Below are 19,317 nucleotides of genomic sequence, written 5' to 3' on the forward strand. Positions count from 1 at the left end.
ACCCACCCTCGCAGGAGTGTCCCGATGAGCGACCACGAGCCCGACCGCACCACGATCCCGATCGGCGTCGTCGGGCTCGGCGACATCGCGCAGAAGGCGTACCTGCCCGTCCTCGCCGCCCAACCCGGCCTCGACCTGCGGCTGATGACCCGCGACCGGGCCAAGCTCGACCGGATCGGCGACGCCTACCGCCTGCCGTTCCGCACCACCGACCTGGACGAGCTGATCGGCTCCGGCATCCGCGCCGCGTTCGTGCACGCCGCCACCGAGCAGCACGTCCCGATCGTCGAGAGGCTGCTCACCGGCGGAGTCGACGTGTACGTGGACAAGCCGCTCGCCTACGACCTGGACGGCGCCCGCCGCCTGGTCCAGCTCGCCGAGCACACCGGCCGCTCCCTGCTGGTCGGCTTCAACCGCCGCCACGCCCCCGGCTACCTGCTGGCCGCCGAACGCCCGCGCGACCTGATCGTGCTGCAGAAGCACCGCGAGGGCCTGCCCGAGCGCGCCCGCACCCTGGTCTACGACGACTTCATCCACGTCGTGGACAGCCTGCGCTTCCTGGTCCCCGGCGAAATCGAGCACGTCGACGTGCGCTCCCGCACCCGGGACGGCCTGGTCGAGCACGTCGTGCTCACCCTGGCGGGGCGCGGCTTCACCGCGCTCGGCATCATGAACCGGCTCTCCGGCTCCACCGAGGAGATCCTGGAGGTCTCCGGCGCGGACTCCAAGCGCGAGGTGCACAACCTCGCCGAGGTGATCGACCACAAGGGCCAGCCGACGATCCGCCGCCGCGGCGACTGGGTCCCGGTGGCCCGGCAGCGCGGCATCGAGCAGGTCGTCCTGCACTTCCTGGACGCCGTGCGGGCCGGGAAGACCCTGGACGCCGCGGACGCGCTGCGCACGCACGAGCTGTGCGAGCTGATCGTGGCCCGGATCGAGGCCGACGCCTGAGGTCACCCGGGCGGCCGCCCTTCCCGGGCCGCCGGGTCAAGTCCCGGTATGCGGTGCGTGCTGATTCCGTGTCAGCCGGGGCACCGCCGACTCGACGTGTTCCGTTCAAGCTCTGATTACTCCACCATGGGACGGTGTCCCGCGCGACTACGCGCGTAGCGCACCGTCTGTTACACCCCATGGCACGAGGAGATCGACAGATGATCAGAGCATCGAAGGTCGCCCGCACCGGCGCCCTCGCCGCTGCCACCCTGGTGGTCGCCGCCGCGGCCGCCACCGTCACGCCGCACTCCACGGCGGCGGCCGCCACCACCCCGAAGCGGGTGCTGTTCGACAACAGCAAGGGCGAGACCGCGGGCAACGCGGACTGGATCATCTCCACCAGCCAGCCCGACCCGCTCGGCCAGAACGCCAATCCCAGCACCGAGACCTCGTGGACCGGCGCCATCTCCGCCTGGGGCGTCGCCCTGCAGAAGACCGGCAACTACAGCCTGAAGACCCTGCCGGCCGGCAACACCATCACCTACGGCACCGGCGGCGCGCTCGACCTCGCCAACTTCGACGAGTTCGTGCTGCCGGAGCCCAACATCCGGCTCAGCGACGCCGAGAAGACCGCCGTGATGAAGTTCGTGCAGAACGGCGGCGGCCTGTTCCTGATCTCCGACCACACCGTCAGCGACCGCAACAACGACGGCTGGGACTCGCCCGCGATCATCAACGACCTGCTGACCACCAACAGCGTCGACAGCACCGACCCGTTCGGTTTCTCCGTCGACCTGCTGAACATCGCCAACGAGAACCCGCGGGCGATCGCCGACACCACCGACCCGGTGCTGAACGGCTCCTTCGGCAAGGTGACCGGCTCGATCATCCGCAACGGCACCACCTTCACCCTCAAGCCCGCCGACAACCCGGCCGTCAAGGGCCTGCTCTACCGCAGCGGCTACAGCGGCAACACCGGAGCGTTCTTCGTGACCTCCACCTTCGGCAGCGGCCGGGTCGCGATCTGGGGCGACTCCTCGCCGATCGACGACGGCACCGGCCAGTCCGGCAACACCCTCTACGACGGCTGGAACGACCCGGCGGGCACCGACGCCGCCCTCGCGCTGAACGCCACCGCCTGGCTGGCCCAGGGCAGCGGCAGCAGCACCGGCGCCGTCAGCCTGACCAACCCCGGCACCCGCACCGCCACCGCCGGCACCGCCACCAGCCTCCAGCTGTCCGCCTCCGACACCGCCGGCGGCACCCTCGGCTACTCGGCCACCGGCCTGCCCGCCGGACTGACCGTCAACTCCGCCACCGGCCTGATCAGCGGCACCCCGACCACCGCCGGCAGCTACAGCGTCACCGCCAAGGCCACCGACTCCACCGGCCCGTCCGCCACCGTCACCTTCACCTGGACGGTCAACCCGGCCGGCGGCGGCAGCTGCACCGCCGCCCAGCTGATCACCAACCCCGGCTTCGAGACCGGCTCCACCTCGGGCTGGACCGAGACCAACAGCAACGGCGCCAGCACCATCAACTCCAGCTCCAGCGAGCCCGCCCACACCGGCAGTTACGACGCCTGGCTGGACGGCTACGGCACCACCACCACCGACACCCTCGCCCAGACCGTCACCCTGCCGACCGGGTGCACCAGTTACAACCTGAGCTTCTGGCTGCACATCGACAGCGACGCCTCCACCACCACGGTCTTCGACAAGCTCACCGTCACCGCCAACGGCACCACCCTCGCCACCTACAGCAACACCAACGCCGCCGCCGGCTACCAGCAGCGCACCTTCAACCTCGCCGCCTACGCGGGCCAGAGCGTGACGCTGAAGTTCACCGGCACCGAGGACAACACCAAGCAGACCTCGTTCGTCCTCGACGACATCAACCTCAACGTCTCCTGACGCCCGGGCGGGCGCGCACCGCCACGGCGCGCGCCCGCTCACCCCTCGGGGCCCGCCCACCCCGCCGGTTCGCTCACCCTGCCGGATCGATCCGCTCCGGCAACAGCTCGCCCTCGCCCGGCCCGGTCCGGAACCGGGGCGTCGAGGCGAACACGCTCAGATTCCCCTGAACGCTCTGCCGCACCGCCAGCCGGAGCCCGTCCGCCGTCTCCGCGTACCCGGCCCGCGGCCGCTCCTCCGGCACGTCCCGCACCTGGCAGCCGGCCGCCCGCCACCCGGCGACCACACTGTCGAGGTCCCGGTCCGAGTCCGCCGGGGACGTGCCCACCACCCAGTACGCGACGCCCAGTTCGGCCGGCGCGTCCGCGTCCTCGAACCCGCCCTCGAGCAGATCCCCGTCGAACCGCACGACCCGGCCGCAGCCTCACCCGTCCCCGTCCCCGTCCCCATGACGTCCCACCTCCGTGCGAGCGGGGAACCCGGCGAGGACGAGTTCGTGTTCGCGGGCGGACTCGTCGCCGGGGACGGGCACGGAGTGGCCGGTGCGGACGAAACCGAGCTTGCGGTAGAACGCCTCGGCTCGGTGGTTGTCCTGGTGGACGTGCAGGCGGACCCGGTCGACGGACGGGGCGTCGAACCGGTGGGCGAAGGCGATCGCGGTCTCGAACAGCGCGCGGGCCAGCCCCGATCCGCGCTGCTCCGGCCGGACGTAGACCCCCACCAGGTGCGCCTGGTCGACCTCGTTCGGCCCGCCCAGCACGCCCGGCCGCCCCGCCCGCTCGATCAGCACCGTGATCGCCCCGTCCCACCCTCCGCCGTCCGTCCGCTCCGCCACGAACTGCCGCGCCGTCATCTCCCCGCGCGCCCCCGCCGCCCGCTCCTGCCAGAACGAATCCGGCTGCGCGACGGCACTCGCGTACGTCTCCAGGAACGCGATTCCCGCGACCGGATCGCGCAACGCCGCCAGCCGCAACTCCTTGACCCGCCGCCAGTCCTCGGCCGCGACCGCCCGCACCACATGCTCCATACACCGATCCTCAACACCCGCCCCACCCCCGGCAAGAGGATTTCCGCCCCGCCCCCGCCCGACGGTCAGTGACGGTGCGGGGCGGTGGCCACCGTGCGTGGCGCCGAGTCCTCGGTGCCGGGCTCGACGACGAGGAACTGGCCCATCATGCCGGAGTCCTCGTGGCGCAGCAGGTGGCAGTGGTACATGTACGGCGCGGTCGGGTCGACGTCGCGGCCGAACTGGACGGCCAGCCGGACGGTCGACCCGGTGGGCACGAAGACGGTGTCCTTGTAGCCGGCGGCGACCGCGGGCGGGGCGTGGCCGTTCACGTCCAGGACCTGGAACGCCACGTCGTGGATGTGGAAGTTGTGCGAGGACGCGTTGTTCCGGACCTCCCAGATCTCGACCGCCCCGGCGGGGACCACCTCGTCGATCCGGGCGGGGTCCATCGGGCGGCCGTTGATGCCGTTGCGCGCGTCCAGGGTGAACCGGCGCACCGTGGCGCCGGCGGGCGGGACGATCGGCGGCAGCGCGGCGGGGCGCGCGGGCACGGTGGGGGAGGGCTGCAGGCGGTCGGCGGCGGTGAAGCGGATCAGGTCGAAGTCGCCGGCGGCGAGGTCGACCCCGTTGTCCTCGGTGCGCAGCACCGCGTCGTCGCCCGGGGCGAAGCCGACCAGCACCTCGGCGCGCTCGCCGGGGGTGAGGGTGAGCTCGGTGGTCTCCACCGGTGCGCCGAGCAGCCCGCCGTCGTTGCCGACCACCTGGAAGGGGCGCCGGTCGTCGAACACCAGGTGGTACATCCGGGCGTTGGAGCCGTTCAGGAGGCGCAGCCGGACGCGTTCGGTGCTGACGGCGAAGCGCGGCTGGTAGGTGCCGTTGACCAGCATGCGGTCGCCGAGGATGCCGTACTTGCCCTTCAGCGGGTCACCGTCGAGGGCGCCGTCGGCGGTGAACTTCTTGTCCTGCAGGATCAGCGGGACGTCGTCGACGCCGTACTGCGCGGGCAGCCCGTGGTCCTCCGCGTCGTCGATCAGGAACATCCCGGCGAGGCCGCGGTAGACGTGCTGGGCGGTGGCCCCGTGCGGGTGCGGGTGGTACCAGGCGGTGGTGGCGGGCTGGTCGAGCGTCCAGGTCGGGGTCCACACCGCGCCCGGCTCGATCGGCTGGTGCGGGCCGCCGTCCATCGCGGCGGGCAGCCGCACTCCGTGCCAGTGCACCGTGCTGGCCGCGGGGAGCGTGTTGCGGACGGTCATCGCGATCCGGTCGCCGCGGCCGGCCCGCAGGGTGGGGCCGAGGAACGGCCCGTTGAAGCCCCAGGTGTCGGTCTGCAGGCCCGGCAGGAGTTCGGACCGGCCGGCCAGCAGGGTGAGTTCGAAGGCGCGGACCCCGTCCGCGGTCCGTTCCGGGTGCAGCAGCGGCGGGATCCGCAGCGGCGCGGACAGATCGAGCGCGGGCGGGGGCCCGGGTCGGCGCCCGGTGTCCGGGCCGCAGCCGGCGGCCAGGCCCGCCGTGCCGAGCAGGCCGGAGGCGGCCGAGAGCGCGAGGAAGTTCCGTCGGTTCACGATCTTTCAGCTTAGCCACGACCCCCCGCCGGACCCGGTGTTCGGCGCGGCCGCGCGCGCCCCACCACCGGCCCGCCGCCCGCCTCCCGGTCAGCCCCGCTGCCCGCCTGTCCGCCGGCCGTCCGCCTGTCGGTCGGCCCGGCTACGCTCACCGCGCACCTTCGGCCGGCTGCACGAGAACGCAAGGAGGTCAGCCCGTGGAGAGCGACCCGCACCGGATCCGGCGCGCCGTGCTCGACCACCTGCTCGCGCTGATCGCCGACTCCCCGTGGGCCGAGACGCTGGTGCTGCGCGGCAGCATGGTGATGCCCGCCTGGGTGGGGTCGGCCGCCCGGGAGCCCGCCGACCTGGACTGGGTGGTGCCGCCGTCCACCCTGGTCCCGATCGACGGCCTCGACCCGTACCCGTACCTGCCCGACCCGGCGGCCGTCCAGCAGTGGCCGGAGGTCGCGGACGGCGCGGGGGCCTACGAGATCTGGACGTTCGAGGAGTTCGACACCGGAGGCATCCGCGTCCACGTCCCGCCCGAGGGCCTGCAATGGGTGCCGGCGGCCGAACCCGAGGACGAGGGGCCGCACCTGATGCTGCGTGAACTCGTCCGCCGGCACCCGCAGGCCGCGCCCGGAGTCCGTCTCGACGCCGACTCGGTCGAGGACGCCGGCAGCTGGGTCTACGCCGACGACGACGGCCGGCCCGGCGTCCGGGTCTCGCTCCGCTGGACCGCCGACGGCCCGGACGGCCCGCGCTCCGGGGTGGTGACGGTCGACTTCGCGCGCGACGAGCGACTGCCCGAAGCACCCGTCCGGACGGCCGTCCCGCGCGGCGACCGCTCCGGCGCGAGCGTGGTGCGCACGGCGAGCCCGGAGCTGTCGCTGGCCTGGAAGCTGCTCTGGCTGCACGCCGACGGCGACCGCGCCCGCGCCAAGGACCTGTACGACGCCGTGCTGCTCGCCGAGCTCTGCGCCGGCACCCTCCGCCCGGCCCTGCTGCGCCGCGTGCTCACCCGCGAGCCCGGCCATCCGGGCACCCTGCACCTGGCCGGGCTCACCGTCCGGCCCGCCGATTGGGCCGAGTTGCTCGCCGCGAACCCCGGCATCCGCGGCACCGCCCCCGACTGGCTGGCCCGCCTGCACGCCGCCCTGACGGACCTTCAGGCCGCCCTGGCGGCCCTTCAGGAACCGGACGGCCGGGGCGGCGGAAAACCGGAGGCGGCCGCGGTCCCCGGGCCGATACGTTGAGCGGATGCGTCTGACCAAGTATGCGCACGCCTGCGTCCGGATCGAGGACGGCGACCGCTCGGTGCTGATCGACCCCGGCTGCTGGACGGCGCCCGAGGCGTTCCACGGCGTCCGGGCCGTGCTGTTCACCCACGAGCACGCGGACCACGTGGACGAGGACCTGTTGGCGGCGGCCCGCGCGGCCGACCCGGAGCTGCAGGTCTACACGCACGCCGATCTGGCGGCGGAACTCGGCGGGGAGGCCGTCGCGGTGGGGGACCGCTTCACCGCCGGCGGCTTCGAGGTCCGCGCGGTCGGCGGCCGGCACGCCGAGACCATCGACGGGTACCCGAACTGCGCGAACCTCGGCTTCCTGGTCGAGGGCGTCTACCACCCGGGCGACGCACTGCACCGGCCGGAGGAGGATGTCCGCGCCCTGCTGCTGCCCGCCTCCGGGCCCTGGCTGAGCCTGCGCGCGGCGATCGAGATGGTGCGGGCCGTCCGGCCCGAACACACCTTCCCGATCCACGACGCCAACCTCAGCGAGATCGGCATGGCCAACTTCGACGGCTGGCTCGGCGAGGAGGCGGACACCCGCTTCGCCCGGATCGCCCTCGGGAAGTCCGTCGACCTGCCCTGACCTGCCCGGCCCAGACCGGCCGTCGTCCGGGGGCCGGATCAGTGACCGACGATTATTAATGTGGAGAATTGGTCCAGGTGGCCGTGCCTGGCACCCGTCCGTGTGTCGGCTGTGAAGTCTCTGGGAACCCCGGCGCGCGGCATGAGGAATCTCCAAGACGCCCTTGCTAGCTTCGTGTCGCATGATCGACTCGTCCCACCTGGCAGCCCGGTCACGCTCCCTGGCGCACCTCATGCTGGCCCGACTCAGACTCCGCCACCTCGCCTGGCCGCTGTTCGCCGTGGCCTTCTGGCGCTACCTCGCGGTCTACGGACTGCCGTACGCGAACGACGTCGTCTTCCTCTGGCTGATCGCCGCACTGGTCGCCGCCTCCGTGCACAGCGGCGGGCGCAAGGGCTGGCTGTCGGTCCTGCGCGACTGGGTCCCGGTGATGGCCGTGGTCTGGACGTACTCCCTGCTGCGCGGCTACGGCTCGCACACCCCCTGGCGGCCCCACTACGCCCCGCAGATCGCCTTCGACAAGGTGCTCGGCTTCGGCGAGACCTGGACGGTGCGCCTCCAGCACTGGCTCTACCACCCCGGCGACCCGCAGTGGTACGACTACGCCGCCGTCACCGTCTACATGTCGCACTTCTTCGCGGTGTTCCTGATCCTCGCGGTGCTGTGGAAGCGCAACCGGGACCGGTTCCGGCACTTCCTCTCCTGCTACCTGGCGATCACCGCGATCGGCTTCGTCACGTACGTCCTGTTCCCCGCCGACCCGCCGTGGCTGGCCGCCCTCGAGGGACACCTGCCCGCCGTCAACCGGATCGTCGCCACCGTCCTCGACAACAGCGGCCTCCACCGGGCCGGCACCATCTTCGAGAACGGCAGCCGGTTCGCCAACGACGTCGCCGCGATGCCCTCGCTGCACGCCGCCTACCCGATGATGACCGCCCTGGTGTTCTGGCCGAAGGCCGGCCGCACCCTGCGCGTGCTGCTCGCCGCGTACCCCCTGGCGATGGCCTTCACGCTGGTCTACGGCGCCGAGCACTTCATCATCGACATCCTGGTCGGCTGGGCCTACGCCTGGGCGATGGTCACCCTGGTCAACCGGCTCGTGGCCCGTCGCGCGGCCGCGCGCGAGGCCCGGCGGACGGCCGCCACCGCCGCCGCCGAAGCGCCCGTCCCGGTGGGCTGACCACCGGACCTACGAACCCCCGCGGGCCCCGGCCCCGGTCCGGCAGGGTGGTGCCGGACCGGGGCCGTTTCCGCTTCCTGGGCGCTCCGGCGGCTCGCTGGGAGCATCCAGGGAACTCCCTGGACGTTCGCTGGGAATTCCGGGCGTGCCCATTCCTGCTGGTGGGCCGCCCGGGTGAAGCTGACGGACCGTCACCGGCGGTAGCCCCAGCCCCGACGGGCCCGCGCGGTGAAGGCTTTGCCAATCCGTGGCGGAGTCTTGTTCCGCACCCCGGTAGCGTCGTGCGGAACCCAGCAGGAGGACCCACCATGGCCGAACCCCGCACACCGTCAGCGCCCGGCGGGCGCCCCCGACCCGCCGCCCCGCCGACGGCCCGATGATCTCCGGCCACACCGCCGCACCCGCCCTCTGGGCGATCCTCACCCCGCTCGGCGTCCTGCTCTCCGGCCTCGGTCTGGCCTCCACCGTCCGGATCCGCCCGGGCACCGACCGCCCCCGCGACCACCTGCTCGGCCCGCTGCTGATCGCCGCCGGCATCCTGGTCGCGGGCATCGGCCTCTGGCTGCTCTGACGCCCGCTCGGCCCGGGCCGGCGGCCCGGCTCTGTCGTGGGGGCGGGTCATCCCGCCGGCGGCGCGGTCGCCCGGGTGTCCGTGGAGCAGTGCCCGACCCTGCTCCACTCGAACTCCGCCCGCCAGCCCGCCCGCCCCGCGGCCCAGCCCACCAGCGCGGCCGCCGCCTGCGCCGCCGACGCCGTCGACGCCCGGTAGTGCTCCGCCGCCACGCCGTCCCGGCACTCCACCTGGTAGCCGCCGCCCTCGCGCAGCCCCACCCGCACGTACCAGTCACCCGCCGGCTCGCCGGGACCGAACCGCTCGACGATCACGAAGGAGTCGCCGCGCTGCAGGTTCGCCACCAGCCCACCCAGGGCCGCCGGCCCCGGATCCCGGATCGACAGTCCCCGCTCGGTCATCGCGTGAAGCATGCGTGGAGCATGCCCCACCCCACCGACAGTCCCCGCACCGGGGCCCGTCGGACTCGGACCCGGCGGCCGCGCCACGACCACTGACGGGCCGTCGGGAGACAGGTACGGCGCCGGGCCACGACCTCCGGCCGTGACCCGACGGTCCGTCAGGACGGCCTGAGGCGTCGGGCGGGCTCGATCCGTCACGCGCTGCCGGGCGTGGAGGGAGCCCTCGCCGCCGAGACCGCCGGCCCTCCCGCCGTCCCGTTCCCGCCCCGAAGCCGCAGGGCGGCTTCCGCCGGTTCCCACGCCTCCGCGCCCCGGTCCTCCCCGGGCCCCGGCTCTCCGGAAGCGGCGAGGTGCTCAAGCGGTAGACGGCCGTCCGCTGTTCGGCGGGGCAGCGGCGGAGTCGCGGGCCGGAGGCTACCGGCGGCCCCGTCAGCCGGCCGCGCGCGGGGGCGGTCCGTCGGTGGATGGGTCCCGCCGGGCGCGTGCCAGCCTGCCTTCTTCCGGACGGCCGCGCTCGGGTCCCGGACACGGGCGGCCTCCAGCGCCGCGACGGCGCGCGCATCGGTGTGGACGAACTTGCCGACGAGTTCCGCGGCCCGTGACCGGACCTGGGCGTCAGGATCCGCGGCCAGGTGCCGCAGCGCCGGTTCCAGCACCCGGCCCGCTCCCGGGGCGCAGGTGTCGCCCTTGCACCGGTCGCAGGCCAGCGCGTGGAACGCCGCGATCCTGACCCCGGCGTCGGGGTCGTCGGCCATCGCGACGAGCTGCCCCATGGACTCGGGGTCGACCAGATGGTGCGGCAAGCGGCAGCAGCCCTCGCGGACACCCGGGTTCCCGTGCGACAGGCCGCCCCGGATGGCGCCCAGCGCCTCCTCCCCGCGCCGCATCAGCGCCCGGTAGGCGGCCACGGAGCGCTGCGGGTCGCCCAGGTACGACACGAGGGCTTCGTCGTCGGTCCGCACGAATCCGAGCATGGCCCCAGTGTCCGCCCGGGCCCCTGCCCCGGAAACGGGATTTCCCGTGGCCGTCAACCCTGCTGACGATCAGTCAGAGACACATCCAGCAGTAGAGCCGCGCACCCCGGCGGACGGCCCGCCCGGCCAGCGCCTTCAACTCGGACAGGAAGTCCGCGAGGTGCTCCGCGTCGGCCGGCGGGTCGAAGACCTCCGCCGTGGCGGCCCACTCGGCCGCCACCACCGCCAACGCCGCCTCCTCGCACCGCGCGAGCGCGTCCCGCAGGGCGTCGGTGAGCGACACCGCCACCACCTCGCCGTCGCCGACCATGGCCACCAGCGAGCCGCTGCGCCCGTCCGCCCGGACCTCGGCCGCCGTCCGGCCCGTCAACAGCTCGTCGGCGCGCGCCAGTTGGATGAACGGGTCGAGGCCCTTCGCCACCAGCTCGTCATAGCCCGCGCCACTGGGCTCGTCGTCGTCCCGGACGACGGCGCGTGCCGCATCCGCGTCATCGGCGGCGACGAAGTACCCGAAGAGAACACCCATGCCCGGATCCTGCCACCGCCCACCGACACCGCCGGTCCCCCTGGCAGGCCGGCCCCACGCTGATCGAGGGCTACCCGCCCGACCGCAGGCGGCGGGAGAACCGCCACCGGAACGGCCAGGCTTCCGGGCGGACGGGGCAGACACCGACGCCCTGTACGACACCCTCGGCGACCAAGCCGCCCGGCCGGTGCTCACCGTCCCCTTCGGGGGCAGCCGCACCGCCGGAAGTTCGGCGCGCCGGATCCGGCCCGCCGAGGGTTCGTGGAAGCAGTGAGCGGCGAGGTGCTCGCCCTCGGCATCGAGCCCGACGTCATCCCAGGGACTCCGATCCGCAGACGTTGACCGGGTGTCAGGAGCAGCCCGACGGGGCGGGTGCCTCGGGGAGAAAAACAAGCACGCGTGCTTGATTTGTTGTCGCTCCGGTGCGACGCTCGGTCCCGACCGGAACCGCTTCGAGCCTTCGGGGTTCGAACGGCTGGGGCGGGCAGCGGAGTTGGGGAGGCGCCGTGCTGCGGATCGGCAATGCTTCGGGGTTCTACGGGGACCGGTTCGCGGCGTTCCGCGAGATGCTCACCGGCGGCCCGCTGGATGTGCTGACCGGGGACTACCTGGCCGAGCTGACCATGCTGATCCTGGCTCGGGACCGCCTCCGGGATCCGGGGCTGGGCTATGCGCGGACGTTCCTGCGGCAGGCCGAGGAGTGTCTCGCGGAGGCGGTCGACCGCGGCGTGCGGATCGTGGTCAACGCGGGCGGGCTCAACCCGGGCCGACTGGCCGAGGTACTCGGCGAGGTCGCCGAACGCCAGGGGGTCAGCGCCCGGATCGGCTACCTCACGGGCGACGAACTGCTGCCCCGGGCGGCGGAGTTCGGCTGGACGGGCAGTGGCCGGGACGGTCGACCGCTGCTGGCGGCCAATGCGTACCTGGGCGCGTTCGGCATCGCCGAGTGCCTGCGCGGGGGCGCGGACGTGGTGGTCACCGGGCGGGTCACCGATGCCGCGCTGGTGGTAGGGCCGGGCATCGCGCACTACGGGTGGACGCCCACCGATCTGGACGCGCTGGCCGGAGCGGTGGTGGCCGGGCACGCGCTGGAGTGCGGGGCGCAGGCGACCGGCGGGAACTACGCGTTCTTCGCCGAGCACGACATCGACCATCCGGGGTTCCCGATCGCGGAGCTGCACGCCGACGGCAGCAGCGTGATCACCAAGCACCCGGGCACGGGTGGGGCCGTCACGGTGGAGACCGTCACCGCCCAACTCCTGTACGAGACGGGCGGACCGCGGTACCTCGGACCGGACGTCACGGCCCGCCTGGACACCGCGACGCTCACCCAGCAGGGCCCGGACCGGGTGCGGATCGGCGGCGTGCGCGGCGAGGCCCCGCCCGCCACCCTGAAGGTCGGGCTGAACCGGCTCGGCGGGTACCGGAACGAGTTGGTGTTCGTCCTCACCGGCCTCGACATCGAGGCGAAGGCGGCGCTGGTGCAACGGCAGTTGACGCGTGCGCTGCCCGATCCGCCCGCCGAGCTGCGGTGGACGCTGGCCCGCACCGACCACCCGGACGCCGACACCGAGGAGGCGGCCAGCGCCCTGCTCCGGCTGACCGCCCGCGACTCGCGGGAGCAGCCGGTCGGGCGCGCCCTCACCGCCGCCGCGGTCGAACTCGGCCTGGCCGGCTACCCGGGCTTCCACCTGACCGCGCCGCCCGGCAAGCCGGCCCCCTACGGGGTGTTCGAGGCAAGGGAGTTGGACGCCAAGGCGGTCGAGCAGATCGCCCACCTGCCGTCGGGTGAGCAGCTGGCCGTCCCGGCAGTACCCGAGCCGGGACCCCGGGCGGCGGTGGCAATGCCGGAGCTGCCGCCCGCCCCCGATCCGGGCCCGACCCGCCGCGTCCCGCTCGGCCTGGTCGCCGGGGCCCGCAGCGGCGACAAGGGCGGCGACGCGAACCTCGGCGTGTGGGCCCGCAGCGAGCCCGGCTGGCGCTGGCTCGCGCACACCCTCACCGTCGAGCGGCTCCGCGAACTGCTGCCGGAGACCGCCGAGTTGACGGTGGAGCGGCATCTGCTGCCGAACCTGCGCGCGGTCAACTTCACCATTCGCGGCCTGCTCGGCGAAGGCGTCGCCGCCCAGGCCAGGTTCGACCCCCAGGCGAAGGCGCTGGGGGAGTGGCTGCGCTCGCGCCGGCTCGACATCCCGGAGGCCCTGCTGTGACCGTACTGCCCACCCGGCTGGACACCGGCGCGGCCGGGTACGCCGCCAACCGCGAGGCGATGCTGGCGAAGCTCGCCGCCCTGGACACCGAGCACGCCAAGGCCCTGGCCGGCGGCGGGCCCAAGTACGTGGAGCGGCACCGCGGTCGGGGCAAGCTGCTGGCCCGGGAGCGGATCGAGCTGCTGCTCGACCCGGACTCGGCGTTCCTGGAACTGTCGCCGCTGGCCGCCTGGGGGAGCGAGTACCCGGTCGGGGCGGCGCTGGTCACCGGCATCGGCACGATCGCCGGCACCGAGTGCGTGATCACGGCCAACGACCCGACGGTGCGCGGCGGTTCCTCGAACCCGTGGACGCTGCGCAAGGCGCTGCGGGCCAACGAGATCGCGCTGCGCAACCGGCTCCCGCTGGTCAACCTGGTCGAGTCCGGCGGCGCCGACCTGCCCAGCCAGAAGGAGATCTTCATCCCGGGCGGCGCGCTGTTCCGCGACCTCACCCGGCTGTCGGCGGCCGGAATCCCCACCGTGGCCGTGGTGTTCGGCAATTCCACGGCCGGCGGGGCGTACGTGCCGGGCATGTCCGACCACGTGATCATGGTGAAGGAGCGGGCCAAGGTGTTCCTCGGCGGCCCGCCGCTGGTGAAGATGGCCACCGGGGAGGAGTCCGACGACGAGTCGCTCGGCGGCGCCGAGATGCATGCCCGGACCTCCGGTCTGGCCGATCACCTGGCCCTGGACGAACCGGACGCGCTGCGGCTGGCCCGCCGGGTGGTGCACCGGTTGAACCGGCGCAAGTCCGGTCCCTTGCCGAGCAGTCGGTACGAGCCGCCGAAGTACCCGGAGGACGAGCTGCTGGGCATCGTGCCCGGGGACCTGAAGGCCCCGTTCGACCCGCGCGAAGTGATCGCCAGGATCGCCGACGGCTCCGACTTCGACGAGTTCAAGCCGCTCTACGGCAGCAGCCTGGCCACCGGTTGGGCCTCGGTGCACGGGTACCCGGTCGGCATCCTCGCCAACGCCCAGGGCGTGCTGTTCAGCGGCGAGTCGCAGAAGGCCGCGCAGTTCATCCAACTCGCCAACCAGCGCGACGTTCCGCTGCTGTTCCTGCACAACACCACCGGCTACATGGTCGGCCGGGACTACGAGCAGGGCGGCATCATCAAGCACGGCGCGATGATGATCAACGCGGTGGCGAACAGCACTGTCCCGCACCTCTCGGTGCTGATGGGCGCCTCCTACGGGGCGGGGCACTACGGCATGTGCGGGCGGGCCTACGACCCGCGCTTCCTGTTCGCGTGGCCGAGCGCCAAGTCCGCCGTGATGGGACCGCAGCAACTCGCCGGCGTGCTCTCCATCGTGGCCCGCCAGTCCGCCGCCGCGAAGGGCCAGCCGTACGACGAGGACGCCGACGCGGCGATCCGCGCCATGGTCGAGCAGCAGATCGAGGCCGAGTCGCTGCCGGTGTTCCTCTCCGGCCGGCTCTACGACGACGGAGTGATCGACCCGCGGGACACCCGCACCGTCCTCGGGCTGTGCCTGTCGGCGATCCACAACGCCCCGGTGGAGGGCGCCCGCGGCTACGGCGTCTTCCGGATGTGACGCTCCAGCGATGCCCCGGAATCGCATCAACTCACCATCGAGAAAGCGAAACTGACGGATGATCACCTCTCTGCTGGTGGCCAACCGCGGCGAGATCGCCCGCCGGATCTTCCGCACCTGCCGCACCCTCGGCATCGCCACCGTCGCCGTGCACTCCGACCCGGACGCCGACGCCCGGCACGTCCGCGAGGCCGACACCGCCGTCCGGCTGCCCGGCGCCGTCCCCGCCGACACCTACCTGCGCGCCGACCTGCTGATCCGCGCCGCCCTCGACGCGGGGGCGGACGCCGTCCACCCCGGCTACGGATTCCTGTCCGAGAGTGCCGAGTTCGCCCGCGCCGTGCTGGCCGCCGGACTGACCTGGGTCGGTCCGCCGCCCGAGGCGATCGCCGCGATGGGCTCCAAGACCGCCGCCAAGCGCCTGATGGCCGCGGCCGGCGTCCCCGTCCTCACCGTCGGCGACCGGCCCACCGAAGCCGACCTGCCGCTGCTGGTCAAAGCGGCCGCGGGCGGCGGCGGGCGCGGCATGCGGGTGGTGCGCACCCTCGCCGACCTGCCCGCCGCGCTGGCCGCCGCCCGCGCCGAGGCGGCCGCCGCGTTCGGCGACGACGAGGTCTTCTGCGAGCCCTACCTGCCCACCGGTCGCCACCTGGAGGTGCAACTGCTCGCCGACGCGCACGGGACCGTGTGGGCCGTCGGCGACCGCGACTGCTCGCTGCAGCGCCGCCACCAGAAGGTCGTCGAGGAGGCCCCCGCCCCCGGGCTGGCTGCCGAGCTGCGGGCCCGCCTGCACACCGCCGCCACCGACGCCGCCCGCGCCATCGGCTACCGGGGCGCCGGCACCGCCGAGTTCCTGCTCGCCCCGGACGGCCGACTCGCCTTCCTGGAGATGAACACCCGCCTGCAGGTCGAACACCCCGTCACCGAATGCCTCACCGGACTCGACCTGGTCGCCCTCCAACTCGCCGTCGCCGAAGGCGAACAGCTCCCCGCCGACCCGCCGCCGAGCCGCGGCTGCGCAATCGAGGCCCGGCTGTACGCCGAGGACCCGGCCCGCGACTGGCAGCCCGCCACCGGCACCCTGCACCGCCTCGAACTCCCCGGCGTGGACGTCGAGTTCGACACCGATCCGGCGCCCGCCGGGCTGCGTCTGGACGCCGGCGCGGGCGACGGCGACCAGGTCACCGTGCACTACGACGCGATGCTCGCCAAGGTCATCGCCTGGGCGCCCACCCGGGCCGCCGCCGCCCGCCGGCTGGCCGACGCCCTGGCCCGCGCCCGCCTGCACGGCCCCGCCACCAACCGCGACCTGCTGGTCCGCGCACTGCGCCACCCCGCCTTCCTGGACGGCGCCGTCCACACCGCCTTCCTCACCGAGCACGCCGCCGAACTCGCCGCCTCCGACGGCAAGTCCGCGCCCCTGGCCGCACTCGCCGCCGCCCTCGCGGACGCGGCCGCTCACCGCACCGCCCTGCGCGGAGTCCCCGCCGGCTGGCGCAACCTGCCCTCCCAGCCGCAGATCAAGCGCTACCGCACCGCCGACGGCGCCGAACTCGACGTCCGCTACCGCCTCACTCGCGACGGCCTGCGCGCCGACGACCACCCCGGTGTCCAACTCCTGCTCCACGAAGACGACTTGGTGGAACTCACGGTGGGCGGCCTGCGCCGCCGCTACCGGATCGCCCGGTACGGCGCGCAGGTGTTCGTCGACGGCCCCACCGAGCACCACACCCTGACCGCCCTCGACCGCTTCCCCGACCCGGCCGCCGCGCTCGCCCCCGGCACGCTGCTCGCCCCGATGCCCGGCACGGTGATCCGGATCGCCGCCCGCCCCGGCGAGCGGGTCAGCGCGGGCCAACCCCTGCTCTGGCTGGAGGCGATGAAGATGGAACACCAGGTCACCGCCCCCGCCGACGGCACCCTCAGCACCCTGCACGCCGAGGTCGGCGTCCAGGTCGAGACCGGCGCCGTCCTCGCGGTGGTCGAGGCCACCGAGACCGCCCCCTGAGCGCCATCCCCTCTCCAGCACGGAAGGACCACCCTCATGTCCGCACCGCGCACCACCCTCGCCGCCTCCCCGCTGATCGAGACCGAGGACCGCCGCGCCCTGCGCGAAGCCGTCGCCGCCCTCGGCCGCCGCTACGGCCGCGCGTACTTCCAGCGCAAGGCCCGGGCCGGCCAGCCCGTCGAAGAACTCTGGTCCGAGGCAGCCAAGTTGGGCTACCTCGGGGTCAACCTCCCGGCCGAGTACGGCGGTGGGGGCGCGGGCATCACCGAACTCGCGATCGTGCTGGAGGAATTGGGGGCGGCCGGCAGCCCGCTGCTGATGCTGATCGTCTCCCCGGCGATCTGCGGCACCGTCATCTCCCGGTTCGGCACCGACGAGCAGAAGCAGCGCTGGCTGCCCGGGCTCGCCGACGGGACCCGGGTGGTGGCCTTCGGCATCACCGAACCCGACGCCGGCTCCAACTCGCACCGGATCGGCACCGTCGCCCGCCGCGACGGCCAGGACTGGCTGCTCAGCGGCCGCAAGGTCTTCATCTCCGGCATCGACCACGCCGACGCCGTGCTGTTCGTCGGCCGCACCGAGGACGCCCGCACCGGCAGACTCAAGCCCGCCCTGTTCGTCGTCCCGCGCGACACCCCCGGCTTCGAGTACCGCCCCATCCCGATGGAACTCACCGCCCCCGAGAAGCAGTTCCAGGTCTTCCTGGACGACGTCCGGCTGCCCGCCGACGCCCTCGTCGGCGACGAGGACGCCGGACTGCTGCAACTCTTCGCGGGCCTCAACCCCGAGCGGATCATGACCGCGGCCTTCACCCTCGGCATCGCCCGGTACGCCCTCGACACGGCCGTGGACTACGCCCGCACCCGCACTGTCTGGGACCGCCCGATCGGCGCCCACCAGGGCATCGCCCACCCGCTCGCCCAGTGCGCCATCGAGGTCGAACTCGCCCGCCTGATGACCCAGAAGGCCGCCCACCTGTACGACGCGGGCGACGACCTGGCCGCGGGCGAGGCCGCCAACATGGCCAAGTACGCGGCCGGCGAAGCCTCCTGCCGGGCCGTCGACCAGGCCGTGCAGACCCTCGGCGGCAACGGCCTCACCCAGGAGTACGGCCTCGCCGCGCTGATCACCGCCACCCGGGTCGGCCGGGTCGCGCCCGTCAGCCGGGAGATGATCCTCAACTACGTCGCCCAGCACACCCTCGGCCTGCCGCGCTCCTACTGACCGGGGCGCCGACCCGTTCGACCACCGGAACGAGCGAGGGATCGCGATGACGGACGGCCGTAATGTCCACCCCTATCGACCTTCCCGCCCCGCCGGACCTGATCGACGAGCAGGCGGCGCCCAACGCCGCCCGCGCCGACCCGTTCGACCCCGGCCGCCCGCGCCCGCGGCCCCGCCGCCCCCACGCCACCGCGAGCCGGTCCCGGCACCGGGCCCCCGCCCCGGGCGGGCTGCACACCGGCACCGACCGCACGTCCACCGGCTGCGGCCGCTCCGGCTGAGGCCCCGACGCCCGACCTGCCGTCAGGCGGCTGCCCGGCGGCGCGGATCGCCTGCGCGGCGGGGTTCGGACCGCGTACGCTCGACCGCCATGACGATCATGAACACGGCAGGCGGGGACGCCGAACTTGCGCTCCGTGCCGCCGAAGCCGGCGCCCGGGCCGTCCGCGGCCGGCCCTGGACGACCGCCGAGCGCCACCACAAGGGCGGCGGCGACTTCGCCACCACCGCCGACCTCGTCGCGGAGCAGGTCATCCTCGACGTGCTCCGCGCCGCCCGCCCCGGCGACGCGTTCACCGCCGAGGAGAGCGGCCGCACCGGCGCCGCCGACGCGCGCCGCCGCTGGCTGATCGACCCGCTGTGCGGAACGCTCAACTACGCGGTCGGCACCCACCTGGTCGGCGTCAACGTCGCGCTCCGCGAGGCCGGCCGGATCACCGCCGCCGCCACCGCGGACCCGTACACCGGTGAGACGTACTGGACGGACGGCGCCCGTGCCCACCTCCGCCACGCTGGCGCGGACACCCCGCTGGCGCCGAGCGCCGAGTCCGCTCTGGTGGACCTCAACCTCGACCCGCCCTACCCGAACGCCCCCGCCCTGCGGGTCGCCCGGCTGCTGACCGACCCGGACTTCGAGGCGGCCTTCCGCCCCCGCGTGGTGTCCACCACGCTCGCCGTCGCCTGGGTCGCGGCCGGCCGCCGCGCCGCCTACCTGACGGACGGCCACCTCGCCGACAGCGTCCACTTCGCCGCCGGCATCGCACTCTGCGAGGCGGCCGGTTGCACCGTCACCGACCTGCGCGGGCGCCCCGTGCACAGCGCCGAAGGCGGCCTGATCGCCGCCGCCGACCCCGCCACCCACGCCCGCCTGCTCGACCTGATCACCCGTCAGGCCAGCCCGGCCGTACCCCGGTAAGCCCGTCACGCGCCCTGGTGGACGACACCCCACCACCGGCACCCTTGGTCAGCACCACGAAGCCCCGTCCTGCCCCGCGTAGCCCCGCACCACAGGGCAACGCCACCGCCCCGCGAAGCACCACCGCGGGACAGCAGCACCGCCACCCCCGTTCGCCGA

18 protein-coding genes are annotated in these 19,317 nt (G+C 74.0%); 12 read left to right on the plus strand and 6 right to left on the minus strand.

Annotation, left to right across the window (positions count from 1 at the left end):
- The first annotated feature begins 24 nt into the window (after positions 1-24).
- Together BX266_RS32960 and BX266_RS32965 are read left to right on the plus strand one after the other, a co-directional pair.
- The gene (locus BX266_RS32960) at positions 25-951 is read left to right on the plus strand and encodes a Gfo/Idh/MocA family protein (RefSeq protein ID WP_099905914.1); all 927 of its coding nucleotides are present in this window, start codon (positions 25-27) and stop codon (positions 949-951) included.
- A gap of 200 nt (positions 952-1,151) precedes the next feature.
- Positions 1,152-2,846 carry a putative Ig domain-containing protein gene (locus tag BX266_RS32965; protein WP_099905916.1) on the plus strand — a complete coding sequence of 565 codons (1,695 nt, stop codon included), beginning with the start codon at positions 1,152-1,154 and terminating at the stop codon, positions 2,844-2,846.
- A gap of 73 nt (positions 2,847-2,919) precedes the next feature.
- Here the strand turns inward: BX266_RS32965 and BX266_RS32970 are convergent, their stop codons facing one another.
- From BX266_RS32970 to BX266_RS32980, 3 genes are all read right to left on the minus strand, one after another.
- Positions 2,920-3,255: a hypothetical protein gene (locus tag BX266_RS32970; RefSeq protein ID WP_099905917.1), complete on the minus strand. Its 336-nt coding sequence runs from the start codon at positions 3,253-3,255 to the stop codon at positions 2,920-2,922.
- Between the two features lie 15 nt (positions 3,256-3,270).
- Positions 3,271-3,873 (minus strand): GNAT family N-acetyltransferase, encoded by a 603-nt coding sequence (locus BX266_RS32975; RefSeq protein ID WP_099905918.1) that lies wholly within the window; start codon positions 3,871-3,873, stop codon positions 3,271-3,273.
- A 65-nt stretch (positions 3,874-3,938) separates the two neighbouring features.
- A complete protein-coding gene (locus BX266_RS32980) occupies positions 3,939-5,417 on the minus strand; it encodes a multicopper oxidase family protein (protein WP_099905919.1) in 1,479 nt (492 codons plus the stop codon).
- A gap of 197 nt (positions 5,418-5,614) precedes the next feature.
- Here BX266_RS32980 and BX266_RS32985 point away from each other — a divergent pair, with 197 nt between their 5' ends.
- The 4 genes from BX266_RS32985 (at position 5,615) to BX266_RS33000 (ending at position 9,025) form a co-directional block, all read left to right on the plus strand.
- Positions 5,615-6,655 (plus strand): nucleotidyl transferase AbiEii/AbiGii toxin family protein, encoded by a 1,041-nt coding sequence (locus tag BX266_RS32985; RefSeq protein ID WP_218969292.1) that lies wholly within the window; start codon positions 5,615-5,617, stop codon positions 6,653-6,655.
- Between the two features lie 4 nt (positions 6,656-6,659).
- Entirely contained in the window at positions 6,660-7,274 is a 615-nt protein-coding gene (locus BX266_RS32990) for an MBL fold metallo-hydrolase (protein ID WP_099905924.1), read from the plus strand.
- A 181-nt stretch (positions 7,275-7,455) separates the two neighbouring features.
- Positions 7,456-8,454: a phosphatase PAP2 family protein gene (locus BX266_RS32995; RefSeq protein WP_099905926.1), complete on the plus strand. Its 999-nt coding sequence runs from the start codon at positions 7,456-7,458 to the stop codon at positions 8,452-8,454.
- Between the two features lie 376 nt (positions 8,455-8,830).
- Positions 8,831-9,025: a hypothetical protein gene (locus BX266_RS33000; RefSeq protein WP_099905928.1), complete on the plus strand. Its 195-nt coding sequence runs from the start codon at positions 8,831-8,833 to the stop codon at positions 9,023-9,025.
- Positions 9,026-9,072: 47 nt separating this feature from the next.
- On the opposite strand, the gene BX266_RS33005 is transcribed toward BX266_RS33000, so the two are convergent.
- From BX266_RS33005 to BX266_RS33015, 3 genes are all read right to left on the minus strand, one after another.
- Entirely contained in the window at positions 9,073-9,426 is a 354-nt protein-coding gene (locus BX266_RS33005; protein ID WP_099905930.1) for a hypothetical protein, read from the minus strand.
- Positions 9,427-9,620: 194 nt separating this feature from the next.
- Positions 9,621-10,400 (minus strand): HEAT repeat domain-containing protein, encoded by a 780-nt coding sequence (locus tag BX266_RS33010; protein WP_099905932.1) that lies wholly within the window; start codon positions 10,398-10,400, stop codon positions 9,621-9,623.
- A gap of 73 nt (positions 10,401-10,473) precedes the next feature.
- On the minus strand, positions 10,474-10,926 hold the full coding sequence (locus tag BX266_RS33015; RefSeq protein ID WP_099905934.1) for a hypothetical protein: 453 nt from the start codon (positions 10,924-10,926) through the stop codon (positions 10,474-10,476).
- A gap of 506 nt (positions 10,927-11,432) precedes the next feature.
- Here BX266_RS33015 and BX266_RS33020 point away from each other — a divergent pair.
- The 6 genes from BX266_RS33020 (at position 11,433) to BX266_RS33045 (ending at position 19,158) form a co-directional block, all read left to right on the plus strand.
- Positions 11,433-13,136 (plus strand): acyclic terpene utilization AtuA family protein, encoded by a 1,704-nt coding sequence (locus BX266_RS33020; protein ID WP_099905936.1) that lies wholly within the window; start codon positions 11,433-11,435, stop codon positions 13,134-13,136.
- Positions 13,133-14,731, plus strand: coding sequence for an acyl-CoA carboxylase subunit beta (locus BX266_RS33025; RefSeq protein ID WP_099905938.1), 1,599 nt, complete (start codon positions 13,133-13,135; stop codon positions 14,729-14,731). Before BX266_RS33020 ends, BX266_RS33025 begins: the two co-directional genes overlap by 4 nt.
- Before the next feature lie 58 nt (positions 14,732-14,789).
- The gene (locus tag BX266_RS33030) at positions 14,790-16,739 is read left to right on the plus strand and encodes a biotin carboxylase N-terminal domain-containing protein (RefSeq protein ID WP_099905940.1); all 1,950 of its coding nucleotides are present in this window, start codon (positions 14,790-14,792) and stop codon (positions 16,737-16,739) included.
- Positions 16,740-16,775: 36 nt separating this feature from the next.
- Positions 16,776-17,963 (plus strand): acyl-CoA dehydrogenase family protein, encoded by a 1,188-nt coding sequence (locus BX266_RS33035; RefSeq protein ID WP_099905942.1) that lies wholly within the window; start codon positions 16,776-16,778, stop codon positions 17,961-17,963.
- 62 nt (positions 17,964-18,025) lie between these two features.
- Complete coding sequence (locus BX266_RS33040) at positions 18,026-18,244, plus strand: hypothetical protein (RefSeq protein WP_099905944.1); 219 nt, start codon at positions 18,026-18,028, stop codon at positions 18,242-18,244.
- 89 nt (positions 18,245-18,333) lie between these two features.
- Positions 18,334-19,158, plus strand: a complete 825-nt coding sequence (locus BX266_RS33045; RefSeq protein WP_099905946.1) for an inositol monophosphatase family protein — start codon at positions 18,334-18,336, stop codon at positions 19,156-19,158.
- Positions 19,159-19,317 lie beyond the last annotated feature (159 nt).

The organism is Streptomyces sp. TLI_171 (genome assembly GCF_003610255.1).
Classification (GTDB): domain Bacteria; phylum Actinomycetota; class Actinomycetes; order Streptomycetales; family Streptomycetaceae; genus Kitasatospora.

Bases quoted from the DNA above. Each gene is read 5' to 3' on its own strand.
- BX266_RS32995 (WP_099905926.1), top strand. From the start codon at position 7,456: ATGATCGACTCGTCCCACCTGGCAGCCCGGTCACGCTCCCTGGCGCAC.
- BX266_RS32960 (WP_099905914.1), top strand. From the start codon at position 25: ATGAGCGACCACGAGCCCGACCGCACCACGATCCCGATCGGCGTCGTC.
- BX266_RS32975 (WP_099905918.1), bottom strand. From the start codon at position 3,873: ATGGAGCATGTGGTGCGGGCGGTCGCGGCCGAGGACTGGCGGCGGGTC.
- BX266_RS33040 (WP_099905944.1), top strand. From the start codon at position 18,026: ATGTCCACCCCTATCGACCTTCCCGCCCCGCCGGACCTGATCGACGAG.
- BX266_RS33005 (WP_099905930.1), bottom strand. From the start codon at position 9,426: ATGACCGAGCGGGGACTGTCGATCCGGGATCCGGGGCCGGCGGCCCTG.
- BX266_RS33030 (WP_099905940.1), top strand. From the start codon at position 14,790: ATGATCACCTCTCTGCTGGTGGCCAACCGCGGCGAGATCGCCCGCCGG.
- BX266_RS33035 (WP_099905942.1), top strand. From the start codon at position 16,776: ATGTCCGCACCGCGCACCACCCTCGCCGCCTCCCCGCTGATCGAGACC.
- BX266_RS33045 (WP_099905946.1), top strand. From the start codon at position 18,334: ATGACGATCATGAACACGGCAGGCGGGGACGCCGAACTTGCGCTCCGT.
- BX266_RS32990 (WP_099905924.1), top strand. From the start codon at position 6,660: ATGCGTCTGACCAAGTATGCGCACGCCTGCGTCCGGATCGAGGACGGC.
- BX266_RS33000 (WP_099905928.1), top strand. From the start codon at position 8,831: ATGATCTCCGGCCACACCGCCGCACCCGCCCTCTGGGCGATCCTCACC.
- BX266_RS33015 (WP_099905934.1), bottom strand. From the start codon at position 10,926: ATGGGTGTTCTCTTCGGGTACTTCGTCGCCGCCGATGACGCGGATGCG.
- BX266_RS33010 (WP_099905932.1), bottom strand. From the start codon at position 10,400: ATGCTCGGATTCGTGCGGACCGACGACGAAGCCCTCGTGTCGTACCTG.
- BX266_RS32965 (WP_099905916.1), top strand. From the start codon at position 1,152: ATGATCAGAGCATCGAAGGTCGCCCGCACCGGCGCCCTCGCCGCTGCC.